This is a genomic window from Pseudomonas sp. NFX183 (genome assembly GCF_047943075.1).
GTDB lineage: Bacteria > Pseudomonadota > Gammaproteobacteria > Pseudomonadales > Pseudomonadaceae > Aquipseudomonas.
Window position 1 is genome coordinate 1078836 of record NZ_CP181333.1, and the last position, 14365, is coordinate 1093200.

At 60.1% G+C, this 14365-nt stretch carries 18 protein-coding genes; 5 read left to right on the forward strand and 13 right to left on the reverse strand.

Annotated features, from left to right (window positions below; translation table 11 throughout):
• Positions 1 to 40: 40 nt before the first annotated feature.
• Positions 41 to 298 (reverse strand): hypothetical protein, encoded by a 258-nt coding sequence (locus tag ACM530_RS05105; protein ID WP_145165154.1) that lies wholly within the window; start codon positions 296 to 298, stop codon positions 41 to 43.
• Between the two features lie 183 nt (positions 299 to 481).
• On the opposite strand from ACM530_RS05105, the gene ACM530_RS05110 reads away from it, so the two are divergent.
• Positions 482 to 691 (forward strand): hypothetical protein, encoded by a 210-nt coding sequence (locus tag ACM530_RS05110; protein ID WP_106578697.1) that lies wholly within the window; start codon positions 482 to 484, stop codon positions 689 to 691.
• 57 nt (positions 692 to 748) lie between these two features.
• Here ACM530_RS05110 and ACM530_RS05115 read toward each other — a convergent pair whose 3' ends face one another.
• A complete protein-coding gene (locus ACM530_RS05115) occupies positions 749 to 1333 on the reverse strand; it encodes a YajG family lipoprotein (RefSeq protein WP_064450736.1) in 585 nt (194 codons plus the stop codon).
• A gap of 182 nt (positions 1334 to 1515) precedes the next feature.
• Here ACM530_RS05115 and ACM530_RS05120 point away from each other — a divergent pair, with 182 nt between their 5' ends.
• Both ACM530_RS05120 and mqo read left to right on the forward strand, forming a co-directional pair.
• Positions 1516 to 1749 carry a hypothetical protein gene (locus ACM530_RS05120; protein ID WP_145165156.1) on the forward strand — a complete coding sequence of 78 codons (234 nt, stop codon included), beginning with the start codon at positions 1516 to 1518 and terminating at the stop codon, positions 1747 to 1749.
• 724 nt (positions 1750 to 2473) lie between these two features.
• Entirely contained in the window at positions 2474 to 3982 is a 1509-nt protein-coding gene (mqo, locus tag ACM530_RS05125) for a malate dehydrogenase (quinone) (RefSeq protein ID WP_106578695.1), read from the forward strand.
• A gap of 69 nt (positions 3983 to 4051) precedes the next feature.
• Here mqo and ACM530_RS05130 read toward each other — a convergent pair whose 3' ends face one another.
• From ACM530_RS05130 to ACM530_RS05145, 4 genes are all read right to left on the reverse strand, one after another.
• Positions 4052 to 4339: a PA4642 family protein gene (locus ACM530_RS05130; protein ID WP_145165158.1), complete on the reverse strand. Its 288-nt coding sequence runs from the start codon at positions 4337 to 4339 to the stop codon at positions 4052 to 4054.
• Positions 4340 to 4605: 266 nt separating this feature from the next.
• Positions 4606 to 5091 carry a hypothetical protein gene (locus tag ACM530_RS05135; RefSeq protein ID WP_416364382.1) on the reverse strand — a complete coding sequence of 162 codons (486 nt, stop codon included), beginning with the start codon at positions 5089 to 5091 and terminating at the stop codon, positions 4606 to 4608.
• Between the two features lie 35 nt (positions 5092 to 5126).
• On the reverse strand, positions 5127 to 5594 hold the full coding sequence (locus ACM530_RS05140) for a WbuC family cupin fold metalloprotein (RefSeq protein WP_416364383.1): 468 nt from the start codon (positions 5592 to 5594) through the stop codon (positions 5127 to 5129).
• A 3-nt stretch (positions 5595 to 5597) separates the two neighbouring features.
• Positions 5598 to 6155 (reverse strand): hypoxanthine-guanine phosphoribosyltransferase, encoded by a 558-nt coding sequence (locus tag ACM530_RS05145; protein ID WP_025856323.1) that lies wholly within the window; start codon positions 6153 to 6155, stop codon positions 5598 to 5600.
• 164 nt (positions 6156 to 6319) lie between these two features.
• On the opposite strand from ACM530_RS05145, the gene upp reads away from it, so the two are divergent.
• A complete protein-coding gene (gene upp, locus ACM530_RS05150) occupies positions 6320 to 6958 on the forward strand; it encodes a uracil phosphoribosyltransferase (RefSeq protein ID WP_017138223.1) in 639 nt (212 codons plus the stop codon).
• 2 nt (positions 6959 to 6960) lie between these two features.
• Positions 6961 to 8235 (forward strand): uracil-xanthine permease family protein, encoded by a 1275-nt coding sequence (locus tag ACM530_RS05155; protein ID WP_145165165.1) that lies wholly within the window; start codon positions 6961 to 6963, stop codon positions 8233 to 8235.
• 130 nt (positions 8236 to 8365) lie between these two features.
• Here ACM530_RS05155 and hisC read toward each other — a convergent pair whose 3' ends face one another.
• The 7 genes from hisC to ACM530_RS05190 all read right to left on the reverse strand — a co-directional run bounded on the left by hisC (position 8366) and on the right by ACM530_RS05190 (position 14362).
• Positions 8366 to 9418: a histidinol-phosphate transaminase gene (gene hisC / locus ACM530_RS05160; RefSeq protein WP_145165167.1), complete on the reverse strand. Its 1053-nt coding sequence runs from the start codon at positions 9416 to 9418 to the stop codon at positions 8366 to 8368.
• A gap of 3 nt (positions 9419 to 9421) precedes the next feature.
• Entirely contained in the window at positions 9422 to 10747 is a 1326-nt protein-coding gene (hisD, locus tag ACM530_RS05165) for a histidinol dehydrogenase (RefSeq protein WP_145165169.1), read from the reverse strand.
• A 127-nt stretch (positions 10748 to 10874) separates the two neighbouring features.
• Positions 10875 to 11510 carry an ATP phosphoribosyltransferase gene (hisG, locus tag ACM530_RS05170; protein WP_003188599.1) on the reverse strand — a complete coding sequence of 212 codons (636 nt, stop codon included), beginning with the start codon at positions 11508 to 11510 and terminating at the stop codon, positions 10875 to 10877.
• Positions 11511 to 11766: 256 nt separating this feature from the next.
• Positions 11767 to 13032: a UDP-N-acetylglucosamine 1-carboxyvinyltransferase gene (gene murA / locus ACM530_RS05175; protein WP_106578687.1), complete on the reverse strand. Its 1266-nt coding sequence runs from the start codon at positions 13030 to 13032 to the stop codon at positions 11767 to 11769.
• Between the two features lie 23 nt (positions 13033 to 13055).
• Positions 13056 to 13295 carry a BolA family protein gene (locus ACM530_RS05180; RefSeq protein WP_008434291.1) on the reverse strand — a complete coding sequence of 80 codons (240 nt, stop codon included), beginning with the start codon at positions 13293 to 13295 and terminating at the stop codon, positions 13056 to 13058.
• A gap of 114 nt (positions 13296 to 13409) precedes the next feature.
• Positions 13410 to 13715, reverse strand: a complete 306-nt coding sequence (locus ACM530_RS05185) for an STAS domain-containing protein (protein WP_106578686.1) — start codon at positions 13713 to 13715, stop codon at positions 13410 to 13412.
• Complete coding sequence (locus ACM530_RS05190) at positions 13712 to 14362, reverse strand: MlaC/ttg2D family ABC transporter substrate-binding protein (RefSeq protein WP_119736621.1); 651 nt, start codon at positions 14360 to 14362, stop codon at positions 13712 to 13714. The genes ACM530_RS05185 and ACM530_RS05190 overlap by 4 nt, the downstream gene beginning before the upstream one ends.
• Between the last annotated feature and the right edge of the window lie 3 nt (positions 14363 to 14365).

Genomic DNA, 14365 nt, shown 5'->3' on the forward strand with positions numbered 1-14365 from the left:
CGCGGGCAAGCCCGCTCCCACATTTGTTTTGTGGTGTTTTTTAGAGGTGAGTACTGAGCCAGGACGTGGCCAGCGCCAGCCCAAGGCAGGCAAACCCGACGCGGTAAGCCAGACGATGCGCCCGTTCGGTGCGCACATCCAGAAACAACATCGGCTGGTCAATCGCGCGATCTTCGCTTTGCGCGGTCAGATCGGCCAGTGCGCGCTGCTCGCGCAAACGGGTAATGAACAGCAGCGCTGCGCCTGGGCAGGCCACCAGTAGAGCCACAACATTGATCAGCAGTGCAGGCAGCGCCATCGCAAACCTCAGTCGTACAGTGTGCTGGTATCAGTTCAGATACAAACCTGAGTGATATCGGCCTCCTGCCGCTGAAACGTTCCGTCCCCCAAGTACGATTAATGTATCCATTAATTTACAGCGTCACCTGAACGTCACCTTAACAAGCCACTCTGTTGCCCTTCGAACACCCGGGAGCTTGTCATGCTGCATGCGCAAAACCAGGATCGGCTGTATTTGATCGCCCCAAACGATGAGCAAGAGGCGCTGGTTGGCGCACTGGCCTTCAATGTCCAGGATCGACACTGGCTGGTGTATTGCGCGTTGGGCGGGCACCAGCACGCCGACCTGCCGGAGCTGGACCTGCTCACCGGTGTGAGTGTGCTGGACTTTTATGTCGAAACCGCGGCATGAAAGCGACAGGCGTAAAAAAACCGGGCTCATCGCTGAGCCCGGTTTTTTTATGCAGGGTTACTGCGCGCTGAGCAGCTGGCCGATGCTTGGGTCTTTGAACAGGCGAGTCAGGGCGTCGCTGAGGACGTCGCTGACCAGCTTCGTGTTGGTCTCCTGGTTGGGCGACATGCCGAAACGCTGATTCAGCGATGCGCCGTAGCGGCCACTGTAGCGACGGGTGCCAGCACTGACGTCGGACTTGAACGTCGCGCCAATGGAAGCTTCAGTCACGTACAAGCCTTCTTTGGGCGACTGGTATTTCAGTTCGGCCAGGGTGATGGTCAGCTGAGGCGCGCCCGGCGAGTTGGCGGGTGTGAAGCCCAGCAGGCGCACGGCGGCTTCGGCCTGGGCCTGCAGCTTGGGCAGCACGTCTTGACCGGTGACCGAAATAAGCGCGGTCTCAGGGTACAGCCCGCCACGCGAACCCAGCGTCGGCGACGGACGACCGTCCACCACACGCACCGATACCGGCTGACCGTGACCGACAGGCGCCAGCTGCGCGGTGACTTTAGGTTGCGGGCTGAGTTGTTGCGGGCTGTTGGCGCAGCCAACCAGGGTCAAACTGGTCACAGTGATCAAACCGAACAACAGGCGTTGCAACATACTCATTTCTCCAGGACTAGATGCAAACAGGGCGCCAGTATAACGGTGCATGCGCGCCACTCACCAGCCATCCTGAACGGCAGCTGAAGGCATGCTCAAATTACAATTTCGCATAAATCCGTCATTCCAATGTCATGCCACACTGGCAACCTTCAAGCATGTAACGCAACAGGTACAAAGCCATGCGCCTTCTCAAGTCATTGTTCATGCAACACGCCCGTCATCGCCACTATGCGCTGCTTGATGCGCACGGCCATTGCCTGGCGTTCAAGCAGTGCAGCCTGCCGCCTGTCGGCGAAGGTTGGGTGGAAGTGTCGGAGACTCACCTGGGCTGGATGCACCGCCCGCTGCCGGCAAGCGCGCGGGTCAGCCCGAAGGTTACGCACGCACAACCGCGGCATGCGTTGGCCTCCTGACCGAGACACGAATAAAAGTCATAAAACACGCCCATTTCCCCGGCGTTCTTCGCTACAATCTCCCCCCGATTATAAGGACGTCTCCTGATCGGGCCTCGCAGCATCGTTAATGCCTCGGTATTAACCCAACAATCGCCCACAGAGAGCCGCCCACACAGATCGAGTGAAGCTGGCGCGCTTGCTGTTTTCTTTGCAACCCACCCGCCTTACCGAATCTGCCAGAGCTGCCATTGCGCTCGGCCACTTGAGTTGTTTGCCCGTTTTGCCGCGTGTCGGCAGAGGTTTGCGGGCCAGGTGCCAGGCTGGGGCAGCCCTTTTTTGAGGTTCACGTCTTCAAAAGAGCGTGAAAAAACGGGTTTTCACAACTTCACAAGAGTGTGGCGAGCAAATGAATAGTTTGGCGTTTGTACAAGCACCATCAGCGTCTGGAACAGCCCAACCACACAGGACCGAGCACTCCTCAAATACCGGAGCTTGAGCCTGTCCGCTACGGATTGGTTGCACAAATCGCACGCTTTGACCATAAGTCGAATTGCCACAGGCGCCTATGAATGCGTTCATAGGCAGATTAGCCCGGCAGGAAGCGTGTGCTGAAGTTGCAAAGAATTGCGAATCGGACATGGCGATCCTGGCCATGGGTAACCTGGGGCAACACGTGAACCGCCCCGTCACTCCTGGCAGCCATGCCGTCAATTTGGTGCTGCAGATTTTGGAGACGCGTTAAATGGCGCATAACGAAGCAGTCGACGTAGTACTGGTAGGGGCCGGCATCATGAGTGCCACCCTGGCCGTACTGCTCAAAGAGCTCGACCCCGGCCTCAAGCTGGAAGTCGTTGAGCTGATGGATTCGGGTGCCGCGGAAAGTTCCAACCCGTGGAACAACGCCGGTACCGGTCACGCCGGGCTATGTGAGCTGAACTACACGCCGCAGGCCGCCGATGGCTCCATCGACATCAAGAAAGCCGTGCACATCAACACCCAGTTCGAGGTGTCGAAGCAGTTCTGGGCGTACCTGACCAAAAAAGGCACCTTTGGCTCGTCCAAATCCTTTATCAGCCCGGTGCCGCACCTGAGCTTCGTGCAGGGCGACAAGGGCGTGTCCTTCCTCAAGAAGCGCTTTGAAACCCTCAGCCAGCACCACGCGTTTTCGGACATGCACTACACCGAAGACCGCAGCGAGATGGCCGAGTGGATGCCGCTGATGATGCCGGGCCGCCCGCTCGACGAAAAAATCGCTGCCACCCGCGTGATGAATGGCACCGATGTCAACTTCGGCGCCCTGACCAATCAATTGCTGTCGCACCTGACCAGCGCACCGGATGCGCAGGTCAAGTACTGCAAGCGCGTCACTGGCCTCAAGCGCAACGGCGCGGGCTGGACCGTGAGCATCAAGGACGTCAACAGCGGCAACAGCCGTGAAGTCGACGCCAAGTTTGTGTTCCTCGGCGCCGGTGGCGCGGCCCTGCCGCTGCTGCAAGCCTCGGGCATCGAAGAAAGCAAAGGCTTCGGCGGCTTCCCGGTCAGCGGCCAGTGGCTGCGTTGCGACAACCCGGAGGTGGTCAAGCACCACCAGGCCAAGGTCTACAGCCAGGCCGCGGTAGGTTCGCCGCCGATGTCCGTGCCGCACCTGGACACCCGTGTGGTCGATGGCAAGAAATCCCTGCTGTTCGGGCCCTACGCCGGCTTTACCACCAAGTTCCTCAAGCACGGCTCGTTCCTGGACCTGCCAATGTCGATTCGCGCCGGCAACATCGGCCCGATGCTGGCCGTGGCTCGCGACAACATGGACCTGACCAAGTACCTGGTCAGCGAAGTGCGCCAATCCATGGAGCAACGCCTGGAATCCCTGCGCCGCTTCTACCCTGAGGCGAAAGCCGAAGACTGGCGCCTGGAAGTCGCCGGCCAGCGGGTGCAGATCATCAAGAAAGACCCGAAAAAAGGCGGCGTGCTGCAATTTGGCACCGAGCTGGTTGCGGCCAAAGACGGCTCGTTGGCCGCCCTGCTGGGCGCGTCTCCAGGTGCTTCGGTGACCGTGTCGATCATGCTGGAACTGATCGAGCGCTGCTTCCCGCAAAAGGCTGCGGGCGAGTGGGCGGCCAAACTGCACGAGATCTTCCCGGCGCGCGAAAAAGTCCTGGAGACCGATGCCGAGCTGTATCGCAAGATCAATACGCAGAACAACATCAGCCTGGAACTGGTTGAGCAAAGCAACGAAGCCGAAAGCTACGCATAAGGCTTTGACGCAATAAAAAACGCCCCGCTCTCGGCATGAGAACGGGGCGTTTTTTTAGGTCTCGGGCACTCAGCTGCGGGCAGCGTTGATCAGCTCGATGTACTCATCGGCGTTGCGCTGATCCTTGATCAGGTCAACGAAGGTCTGGCCATGCTCGTCCTTGCCATCCAGATCCAGGCCGGCTTCCTTGAAAAAGCCCAGGAACCGCGCGAAGTCGTCGATACGCAAGCCACGGTAGGCTTTGATCAATTTGTGCAGGGACGGTGAAGTCGCGTCAACCGGCTCGAAGTCCAAGAACAACTTGATCTGGTCGTCGCCAATCTCGTCACCAATCACCTGTTTCTTATCTTTACGCATTACCGACTCCAGCCTGCAGACATTACACGGGAAACGCAGTTTACCTGCGGCACACACGCTTCGGAAGCGACCAAGAACCTATGTGGGAGCTGGCTTGCCTGCGATGGCGGTGCATCAGTGACAGTTGGGCCCACTGACCCGCCACCATCGCAGCATAAAAGGCCGCCACATCCCCTGTGGTGAGCGGGCTTGCCCCGCTCACCACAAAAGCTCGCCTGCTACAGATTTTGTGTTCGCCAGCAGTTGTGTAGATACCTGCGGTCTCACTATTTAGCGCGAACGGCGTCGGTGTGCAGGTCCGCCCAAATGTGCCCGTTGGCATAGCTGAGGAACTGCACATACACCGTGTCGTTGCGCAGCAGGTCGACGATCACGCGGTACTGGGCCACCGGGTAAGACAAGGTCAGGGTCTTACTGCTCTCATCGAACACCGGCTTTTTCAGGCTTTTGCTTTCGGCATCAAAATTGAGCACCACCTGGGCGATGGTCGCGCCTTTGTTCAAGGGTTTGCCCTTGAGGCGAATCATCAGCGGCGACGTCACCGGGATCGGCTGCTGGGTCGATTGACGCTGATTGCCGACCACCACCGCATACTCGGTAATTTGCAGCAGCTGCTGCTGGTCGAGCGTGGCGGCGCGCAAGGTGAGGTCGTCGGGCGGCAGGAACTGGCTGTGCATCGGCGCAGGCGCCGCAGCCAGCGGCAAGCTGAGAGTCAACGCCAAGGCGGCGCAGGTGCGTTTCAACAGGCTCATGGGCCGCTCCGTGGAAGGTGGCCGAGCACTGTAGCTCAATCGAACTGGGCGAGCATCCAGCGTTGATACTCGGCAACGCCGGCATCGCCTTCGTGTGGCGCCCAGTCAGCCAACTCGCCCTCGCCTACGGGTCGATACGGCCCGGCCTTGCATTCAAACAACACGCTGTCGGGCTCCAGCACCACCAAGCCGTGAAATACACCGGGCGGCAGGTCGACACCGGCACACTCGCCGCCCGCCTGCAGGACGCGCTTGGCGATCACCTCACCGGTTTCGCTGAAAACCAGCAGGCCCAGGGTGCCCTTGAGCACCATCAGGGTCTCTGCCTTGTCCGCACTCAGGTGCCGATGCGGCGGCACATAGGTGTCGGGTTGCATGCCAACGGCCAGGCGATGGCAAGGCTCTTCCATCTGATGAAAGTTATGATGGTGCCGGCCACGGGGGCTGGCAGCCGCTTTCTCGGCCAGTTCGGTGAACAGTGTTTGATCAAGAAAGCGGACCATGGCTTACATCCCTTTGACGGCGAAGATCCCATTGGCATTACGCCAGTAGCCTTTGTAATCCATGCCGTAACCGAAAATGTAGCGGTCGATGCATGGCAGACCGACGTAATCGGCTTTCAGGTCCGGGCGTGCCTTGCGGTCATGGTCTTTGTCGATCAGCACGGCGGTGTGCACTTTGCGCGCGCCGGCGTGTTTGCAGAAGTCGATGATCGCGCCCAGGGTATGCCCTTCATCAAGGATGTCGTCGATGATCAGCACGTCGCGGTCGATGAACGAGACTTCCGGCTTGGCTTTCCAGAACAGGTCGCCGCCGCTGGTTTCGTTGCGATAACGGGTGGCGTGCAGGTAGGAGGCTTCCAGCGGGAATTGCAGGTGAGTCAGCAATTTGCCGGCGAAGATCAGGCCACCGTTCATCACGCAGAAGACCACCGGGTTGGTGTCAGCCATTTCGCGGGTGATGTGCGCGCCGACCTTGGCGATCGCCTCTTCGACTTGCGCTTCGGTGTACAGGCAGTCAGCCTCGCGCATGATTTGACGGATATGCTCGAGATCAGCGGACATGGCGCTCTCCAAGGGGGTGCTGTGGCAAGAAAAGCGGGCAAAGGTACGCATGTGAGGCGCAACGTTCAAGCCTTAATGGACTAACGTACTAGATGTCTATAGGACAACACCCTCGGATAGATTAATCTAGGCCGGTTTTTTTGCCCGCCGCCGGAGCTTTTCCCATGCCCACTCGCGAGATCCGCCACCCGCTGATCAGACACAAACTCGGCCTTATGCGCCGTGCCGACATTAGCACGAAGAACTTCCGTGAGCTTGCTCAGGAAGTCGGAGCGCTGCTCACTTACGAAGCAACCAAAGATTTGCCCCTGGAAACCTACGAGATTCCTGGTTGGGCCGGCCCCGTCCAGGTCGAGAAAATCGCCGGTAAGAAAATCACCGTGGTGCCAATCCTGCGCGCCGGTATCGGCATGCTCGAAGGCGTCCTCAGCCTGATCCCGGGCGCCAAAGTCAGCGCCGTCGGCGTGGCCCGTAATGAGGAAACCTTGCAGGCCCACACCTACCTGGAAAAACTCGTTCCGGAAATCAACGAGCGCTTGGCGATGATCATCGACCCGATGCTCGCCACCGGCAGTTCCATGGTCGCCACCATCGACCTGCTGAAAAAAGCCGGCTGCAAAGACATCCGCGCCATGGTGCTGGTGGCTGCGCCCGAAGGTATCGCCGCCGTCGAGAAGGCCCACCCGGACGTGCAGATCTACACCGCGTCCATCGATGAGCGCCTGAACGAACACGGCTACATCATCCCAGGCCTGGGCGATGCCGGTGACAAGATCTTCGGCACCAAGCAGAAGGACGCGTGAGCATGCAGGATGATTTCAACGACCCGCTTTGGCGCCAGATCCTGTCTGGCGCACAGATGCTCTTCGTAGCATTTGGCGCGTTGGTGTTGATGCCGCTGATCACAGGTCTTGATCCAAACGTCGCACTGTTTACCGCTGGCCTGGGCACGTTGCTGTTCCAGGTGGTGACAGGGCGGCAGGTGCCGGTATTCCTGGCATCGAGTTTTGCGTTTATCACCCCGATCATTCTCGCCAAGGGCCAGTTCGGCCTCGCGGCGACCATGGGTGGGGTGATGGCGGCCGGTTTCGTTTATACCTTCCTCGGCCTGGCTGTGAAGGTCAAAGGCACCGGTTTTATCGACCGGCTGCTGCCGCCCGTGGTCATCGGCCCGGTGATCATTTCCATCGGCCTGGCCATGGCCCCGATTGCCGCCAACATGGCGATGGGCAAAGCCGGGGATGGCAGCGAGCTGATCCATTACCAGACGGCGATGCTGATCTCGATGCCAGCGCTGCTGACCACGTTGATCGTGGCGGTGTTCGGCAAAGGCATATTCCGCCTGGTGCCGATCATTTCCGGAGTGCTGGTGGGCTTTGCCATGTCGTTCTACTTTGGTGTGGTCGACACGGCGAAGATCGCCGCTGCACCCTGGTTCGCCCTGCCCCACTTCACCGCGCCGGAGTTCAACTGGCAGGCGATTCTGTTCATCGTCCCGGTGGCCCTGGCCCCGGCGATCGAGCATATCGGCGGTGTGATTGCGGTGGGCAGCGTGACCGGTCGCGACTACCTGAAGAAACCTGGCCTGCATCGCACGCTGTTGGGTGACGGCATTGCCACCACGGCCGCCGGCCTGTTTGGCGGCCCGCCGAACACCACCTACGCCGAAGTGACCGGCGCGGTGATGCTGACCAAGAACTACAACCCGAAAATCATGACCTGGGCGGCGGTATTTGCCATCAGCCTGGCGTTTATCGGTAAGTTCGGCGCACTGCTGCAGAGCATCCCGGTGCCGGTGATGGGCGGCATTCTGTGCCTGCTGTTCGGCTCGATTGCGGCGGTGGGCATGAACACGCTGATCCGACACAAGATCGACCTCGGCGAGGCGCGCAATCTGGTGATTGTGTCGGTGACCCTGGTGTTCGGGATTGGCGGTGTGCTGGTCGGCACCGGCACCGGTCCGGATGATTTCGGCCTCAAGGGCATTGCCCTGTGCGCGGTGGTAGCGATTGGTTTGAACCTGCTGCTGCCGGGCAATGATGGCTGGAAGAACAAGAAGCCGGATGAGCCGTTGCTCTAACTGACCCAACGCAAAGCAGTGTGGGAGCGGGCTTGCCTACGATGGCGGTGTATCAAACGACGGATATGTCGACTGCTACACCGCTATCGCAGGCAAGCCAGCTCCCACATTTTTTTATCTTCAGTGTGGCTTAGAGCTCGCCGAGGCCATCAATCAGCGCCTGGTTCTGCTCTGGCGTACCGATGCTGATCCGCAGGAACTGGGCAATCCGCTCCTGTTTGAAGTGCCGCACAATCACCCCTTGCTCACGCAACTTGGCTGCCAGGCCGGCAGCGTCGTGCCGTGGGTGACGAGCAAAGATGAAGTTGGCCGCCGATGGCAACACTTCAAAGCCCTTGGCTTGCAACTGCGCGACCACCTTGTCGCGGCTGTCGATCACCTGCTTGCAGGTTTTCTCGAAATATTCACGGTCGTCGAACGCCGCCGCCGCGCCGACAATCGCCAGGCGATCCAGCGGGTAGGAGTTGAAGCTGTTCTTGACCCGCTCCAGCGCCTCGATCAGGTCCGGGTGGCCCACGGCCAGGCCTACACGCAAACCGGCCAGTGAGCGTGATTTGGACAGGGTCTGAGTCACCAGCAGGTTCGGGTAACGGTCCACCAGGCTGATAGCGGTTTCGCCGCCAAAGTCGATATAGGCTTCATCGACGACCACTACCGAATCCGGGCTGGCCTTGACGATTTGCTCCACCGCGTCCAGCGCCAGCACGCAGCCGGTAGGCGCGTTCGGGTTGGGGAAGATGATCCCGCCGTTGGGCTTGGCGTAGTCGGCCACACAAATCTGGAACTGCTCGTCCAGCGGCACCGGGTCGGACTTGATGCCATACAGGCCGCAGTAAACCGGATAGAAGCTGTAGCTGATGTCCGGAAACAGCAGCGGCAAATCGTGCTGGAACAGGCCGTGGAAGATATGCGCCAGGACTTCATCAGAACCGTTGCCGAGAAAGACCTTGCCGGCGTCGATTCCGTAATACCTGGCCACCGCCTGCTTGAGCAGGTCGCTGTTGGGGTCCGGGTACAGGCGCAAGTTGTCGTTCAACTCGGCCTGCATCGCGGCGAGCGCCTTGGGCGATGGGCCGTAGGGGTTCTCGTTGGTGTTGAGCTTGACCAGCTTGGTCAGCTTGGGTTGCTCGCCGGGCACGTACGGCACCAGGTTCTTGACGAAGGGGCTCCAGAATTTGCTCATGTCTCAGTTCCCCTTCTTGTCTTCAAGGATGCGATATTCGGCGCTGCGAGCGTGCGCGCTCAGCGATTCACCGCGGGCCAGTACCGAGGCGGTCTTGCCCAGCTCGGAAGCGCCTTGTGGCGAGCAGAAGATGATCGAGGAGCGCTTCTGGAAGTCATACACGCCGAGCGGCGACGAGAAACGCGCGGTGCCGGAGGTCGGCAGCACGTGGTTCGGGCCGGCGCAGTAGTCGCCCAGGGCTTCACTGGTGTGGCGGCCCATGAAGATCGCGCCAGCGTGGCGAATCGACGGCAGCCAGGCTTGTGGGTCGGCCACGGACAACTCCAGGTGCTCCGGCGCGATGCGGTTGGCCACCTCAATGGCCTGCGCCATGTCGCGTACCAGGATCAGCGCGCCACGGCCATTGATCGACTTCTCGATGATCTCGGCGCGTTCCATGGTCGGCAGCAGCTTGTCGATGCTGGCGGCGACCTTGTCGAGGAACTCGGCATCGGGGCTGACCAGAATCGCCTGGGCGTCCTCGTCATGCTCGGCCTGGGAGAACAGGTCCATGGCGATCCAGTCCGGGTCGGTCTGGCCGTCACACACCACCAGGATTTCCGAAGGGCCGGCAATCATGTCGATACCGACCTGGCCGAACACGTGCCGCTTGGCGGTGGCGACATAGATGTTGCCTGGGCCGACCACTTTGTCGACCTTCGGCACGCTTTCGGTGCCATAGGCCAGCGCCGCGACAGCTTGAGCGCCGCCGATGGTGAACACGCGGTCAACCCCGGCGATGCACGCGGCAGCCAACACCAGCTCGTTGATTTCGCCGCGCGGCGTCGGCACGACCATGACCACTTCGGTCACGCCCGCCACTTTGGCCGGGATAGCGTTCATCAACACCGACGACGGATACGAGGCTTTACCGCCTGGCACGTACAACCCAGCGCGGTCCAGCGGCGTGACCTTCTGGCCCAGCACAGTGCCGTCGGCCTCGGTGTAGCTCCAGGAATCCTGTTTCTGTTTTTCGTGGTAGCTGCGTACGCGTGCCGCTGCGACTTCCAGGGCTTCACGCTGCGGCGCGGTGATGCGCGTCAGCGCCAGCTCAAGGCGTTCGCGCGGCAGGATCAGATCGGACATCGACGCGACGTCGAGGCCGTCGAACTGGCGGGTGAAGTCCACCAGCGCCGCATCACCGCGCTCGCGCACCGCCTTGATGATGTCGAGCACCCGCTGGTTGACCGAGTCGTCGGACACGCTTTCCCAGCTCAGCAGATGATCCAGATGATGGGCGAAATCCGGGTCGGCAGCGTTGAGTCGGGCAATTGCAGTGGACGTGGTCATAGCGAGGGCCTCAATAGAATTGGCAAAAACTCAGGCGCCCTAAACTAGCAGTCGTTTCCGCTTGGGCACCTGAGAATTCTGGCTATGAGGCGGATAGACGGGCGCGACCTAGGGTCGCGCAGGTGAGTCAACCGCGGTGTCGAGACTCCACTGCCTTGCGCAGGGTGTCGATCAACGCCTGGATTCGGGCGTGTTGCATTTTCATCGAAGCTTTGTTGACGATCAGTCGCGAGCTGATGTCGGCAATAAAATCCTGAGGCTCAAGACCGTTGGCACGCAGCGTGTTACCGGTGTCGACCACGTCGATGATCTTGTCGGCCAGGCCGATCAGCGGTGCCAGCTCCATCGAGCCGTAAAGCTTGATGATGTCGACCTGGCGACCTTGCTCGGCATAGTAACGCTTGGCGACGTTGACGAACTTGGTCGCCACGCGCAGGCGGCCTTTAGGTTCGACGTCACCGACACGGCCGGCGGTCATCAGCTTGCACAGGGCGATACGCAGATCCAGCGGCTCGTACAGGCCCTGGCCGCCGTATTCCATCAACACGTCTTTACCCGCGACACCGAGGTCGGCCGCGCCATGTTCAACGTAAGTCGGCACGTCAGTGGCACGCACGATCAGCAGGCGAACGTCGTCCTGGGTCGTGGGGATGATCAGCTTGCGGCTCTTGTCCGGATTCTCGGTCGGCACGATGCCCGCTTCAGCCAGAAGCGGCAAAGTGTCGTCAAGGATGCGGCCCTTGGACAGTGCGATGGTCAACATGGGAAACGTCAGTCCTTCATCAGGCTATTGCTGTCCGGTCGCAAACGGCGCCAGACACAGATCGAGGCCATTACAGCCTCGATTTGAAACAAGTTCAGCAGGGACACGCTCAGTTAACAGCAAAACACCATCCCGTGGCGAGCGGGCTTGCCCAGCGCTGGACTGCATAGCGTCCCGTTTTGGGGGTCGCTACGCGGGCGATGCGACGACTCGACAAGCCCGCTCGCCACAGTGACGGTGTTTACAGCTACTGGACCTAGCCCGGTACGCGGCGGATCTTGGCGCCGAGCATCTGCAGTTTTTCTTCGATGCACTCGTAACCACGGTCTATGTGGTAGATGCGGTCGATCAAAGTGTCGCCGTCAGCGCACAGCGCCGAGATGACCAGGCTGGCCGAAGCACGCAGGTCGGTGGCCATCACTGGCGCGCCCTTGAGCTTATCGATACCGGTGACGATGGCCGTGTTGCCTTCGACCTGGATCTTGGCGCCCATGCGGTGCAGTTCATACACGTGCATGAAGCGGTTTTCGAAGATGGTTTCGATCACGGCACCGGTGCCTTCGGCAATCGCGTTCAAGGAAATGAACTGCGCTTGCATGTCGGTCGGGAACGCCGGGTAAGGAGCGGTCCGCACGTTGACGGCTTTAGGCCGCTTGCCGTGCATGTTCAGCTCGATCCAGTCGGCACCGGTGGTGATTTCAGCACCGGCTTCCTTGAGTTTTTCCAGGACGGCTTCAAGGATGGTCGGATCGGTGTCCTTGACCTTGACGCGGCCACCCGTGACGGCAGCCGCCACCAGGTAGGTGCCGGTCTCGATACGGTCCGGCATCACTTTGTAAGTGGCCGAGTGCAGACGCTTAACACCGTCGATGGTGATGGTGTCAGTGCCGGCACCGGTGATGTTGGCACCCATGGCGATCAGGAAGTTGGCCAGGTCGACGACTTCCGGCTCGCGCGCGGCGTTTTGCAGGACGCTGCGGCCGTTGGCCAGGGCTGCGGCCATCATGATGTTCTCGGTACCGGTCACGCTGACGGTATCAAAGAAGAAGTTGGCACCACGCAGGCCGCCTTCCGGCGCCTTGGCCTTGATGTAGCCGCCTTCGACGTCGATGGTTGCGCCCATGGCTTCAAGGCCACGGATGTGCAGGTCGACCGGACGCGAGCCAATGGCGCAACCGCCAGGCAGTGCCACTTCGGCCTCACCGAAACGGGCAACCATCGGGCCCAGCACCAGGATCGACGCGCGCATGGTTTTCACCAGCTCGTACGGAGCGATCAGGGTCTTGATGGTGCGCGGGTCGATTTCGACGGACAGTTTTTCGTCGATCACAGGCTCAATGCCCATGCGACCGAACAGTTCGATCATGGTGGTGATGTCGTGCAAGTGCGGCAGGTTAGCCACAGTTACCGGGCCATCGCACAGCAGGGTCGCTGCCAGAATCGGCAAGGCGGAGTTTTTCGCACCGGAAATGCGGATCTCGCCATCAAGGCGGGCACCGCCGGTAATAATCAATTTATCCATAAGAATCTCGACGCCTTGGGGGCTCAGGTGCGCTCGGCCCAGGCCGCGCGGCTGAAAAATTTCATAGTGACCGCGTGGATGCTGCCATCGGTGATCCACGGGTTTAAATGGGCATAGATCTGCTGTTGACGCTTGACCGGGCTCAGTGCCGCCAGTTCATCGCTAATCACGTTCAGCTGGAAATTGCAGCCTTCGCCTTCAACTTCTACGTTCGTTTCGGGCAGCTTTCCTTCAAGGAAGCTTTTAACTTCTAGGGCCTGCATGCTCAACCTCTATCGGCGCCCAGTGCGCACGGGTCGCACATCATACAAAAAAGCCCCGCGCCTGCGAACCCCGCATAGCAGGACTCTGACGGGGGGCTTCCTTGATATTGGCTATTAAGGATGCGCCAGAAGCTCGGTCAGACCGGAAACCTCGGCAATTTCGCGCATATCCTCAGGCAACGCACGGATGCTGACCGGTTTTTTGACCGCCTCGGCATCCCGCATGAAGCACAGCAACAATGACAAACCGACGCTGCTGGACTTGGTCACTGCCGAGCAATCCAGCACCAGCGCAGGCGCGTTGCTGCTGTTGATCAGCGCCTGGCCCTGCTTGCGCAGGTCAGGCCCGGAGCGGTAATCAAGCACGCCGCTCAGGAATAATTCGCCGGCGTCACCAAGCCGAACAGCCGACTCGGTCATTGCGCAGGCTTCCCGGCAGCTTGTTTGTCGGTTTCTTCCTTGGCCTTGGCGACTTCACCGGCCCAACCATTGATGGTTTTGTCCAGGTCGTTGCCATTGCGCTGCATGGCGTCAGCGAACTGATCGCGGAACAGCTTGCCAATGTTGATGCCGTTAATGATCACGTTGCGCAGCTTCCACTCGCCTTTGACCTTCTCCAGCGTGTACTGCACAGGGTAGACGGCGCCGTTGGTGCCCTTGACGGTCATGTTGACGCTGGTGCGATCACCTGACTCATCCCCGGCCGGAGCAACGGTAATCCCCTGGTTGTTGTATTCCAGCAGGGCATTACCGTAGAACTGGAACAGGCCCTTTTTGAAGTTTTCCTGGAAGGTCTGCATCTGCGCAGGCGTTGCCTTGCGCGAATACTTGACCGTCATGATGCTGCGGGAAATGCCTTCGGCATCAACCACTGGCCCAACAATGGTGTTGAGCGCATCGTAGAACTTGCTTGGGTCTTGCTTGTACTGCTCTTTGTTGGCGGTCAGGTCAGCCAACATTTTGTTGGTCGTGTCCTGCACCAGATCGTGCGCAGAACCCGCCGCGTTGGCCATCAGGGGCAGCGCTGCAAGCAGCACCAGCAGGCCACGTCGCAAGGTAGAGATCATGAA

Coding starts and splice junctions, on each gene's coding strand:
- ACM530_RS05115 (WP_064450736.1), bottom strand. CDS start 1,333: ATGTTGCAACGCCTGTTGTTCGGTTTGATCACTGTGACCAGTTTGACC.
- ACM530_RS05155 (WP_145165165.1), top strand. CDS start 6,961: ATGCAGGATGATTTCAACGACCCGCTTTGGCGCCAGATCCTGTCTGGC.
- ACM530_RS05105 (WP_145165154.1), bottom strand. CDS start 298: ATGGCGCTGCCTGCACTGCTGATCAATGTTGTGGCTCTACTGGTGGCC.
- murA (WP_106578687.1), bottom strand. CDS start 13,032: ATGGATAAATTGATTATTACCGGCGGTGCCCGCCTTGATGGCGAGATC.
- ACM530_RS05110 (WP_106578697.1), top strand. CDS start 482: ATGCTGCATGCGCAAAACCAGGATCGGCTGTATTTGATCGCCCCAAAC.
- mqo (WP_106578695.1), top strand. CDS start 2,474: ATGGCGCATAACGAAGCAGTCGACGTAGTACTGGTAGGGGCCGGCATC.
- hisG (WP_003188599.1), bottom strand. CDS start 11,510: ATGTTGACCATCGCACTGTCCAAGGGCCGCATCCTTGACGACACTTTG.
- ACM530_RS05120 (WP_145165156.1), top strand. CDS start 1,516: ATGCGCCTTCTCAAGTCATTGTTCATGCAACACGCCCGTCATCGCCAC.
- ACM530_RS05185 (WP_106578686.1), bottom strand. CDS start 13,715: ATGACCGAGTCGGCTGTTCGGCTTGGTGACGCCGGCGAATTATTCCTG.
- ACM530_RS05190 (WP_119736621.1), bottom strand. CDS start 14,362: ATGATCTCTACCTTGCGACGTGGCCTGCTGGTGCTGCTTGCAGCGCTG.
- hisD (WP_145165169.1), bottom strand. CDS start 10,747: ATGACCACGTCCACTGCAATTGCCCGACTCAACGCTGCCGACCCGGAT.
- ACM530_RS05180 (WP_008434291.1), bottom strand. CDS start 13,295: ATGCAGGCCCTAGAAGTTAAAAGCTTCCTTGAAGGAAAGCTGCCCGAA.
- ACM530_RS05130 (WP_145165158.1), bottom strand. CDS start 4,339: ATGCGTAAAGATAAGAAACAGGTGATTGGTGACGAGATTGGCGACGAC.
- ACM530_RS05145 (WP_025856323.1), bottom strand. CDS start 6,155: ATGTCCGCTGATCTCGAGCATATCCGTCAAATCATGCGCGAGGCTGAC.
- hisC (WP_145165167.1), bottom strand. CDS start 9,418: ATGAGCAAATTCTGGAGCCCCTTCGTCAAGAACCTGGTGCCGTACGTG.
- ACM530_RS05135 (WP_416364382.1), bottom strand. CDS start 5,091: ATGAGCCTGTTGAAACGCACCTGCGCCGCCTTGGCGTTGACTCTCAGC.
- ACM530_RS05140 (WP_416364383.1), bottom strand. CDS start 5,594: ATGGTCCGCTTTCTTGATCAAACACTGTTCACCGAACTGGCCGAGAAA.
- upp (WP_017138223.1), top strand. CDS start 6,320: ATGCCCACTCGCGAGATCCGCCACCCGCTGATCAGACACAAACTCGGC.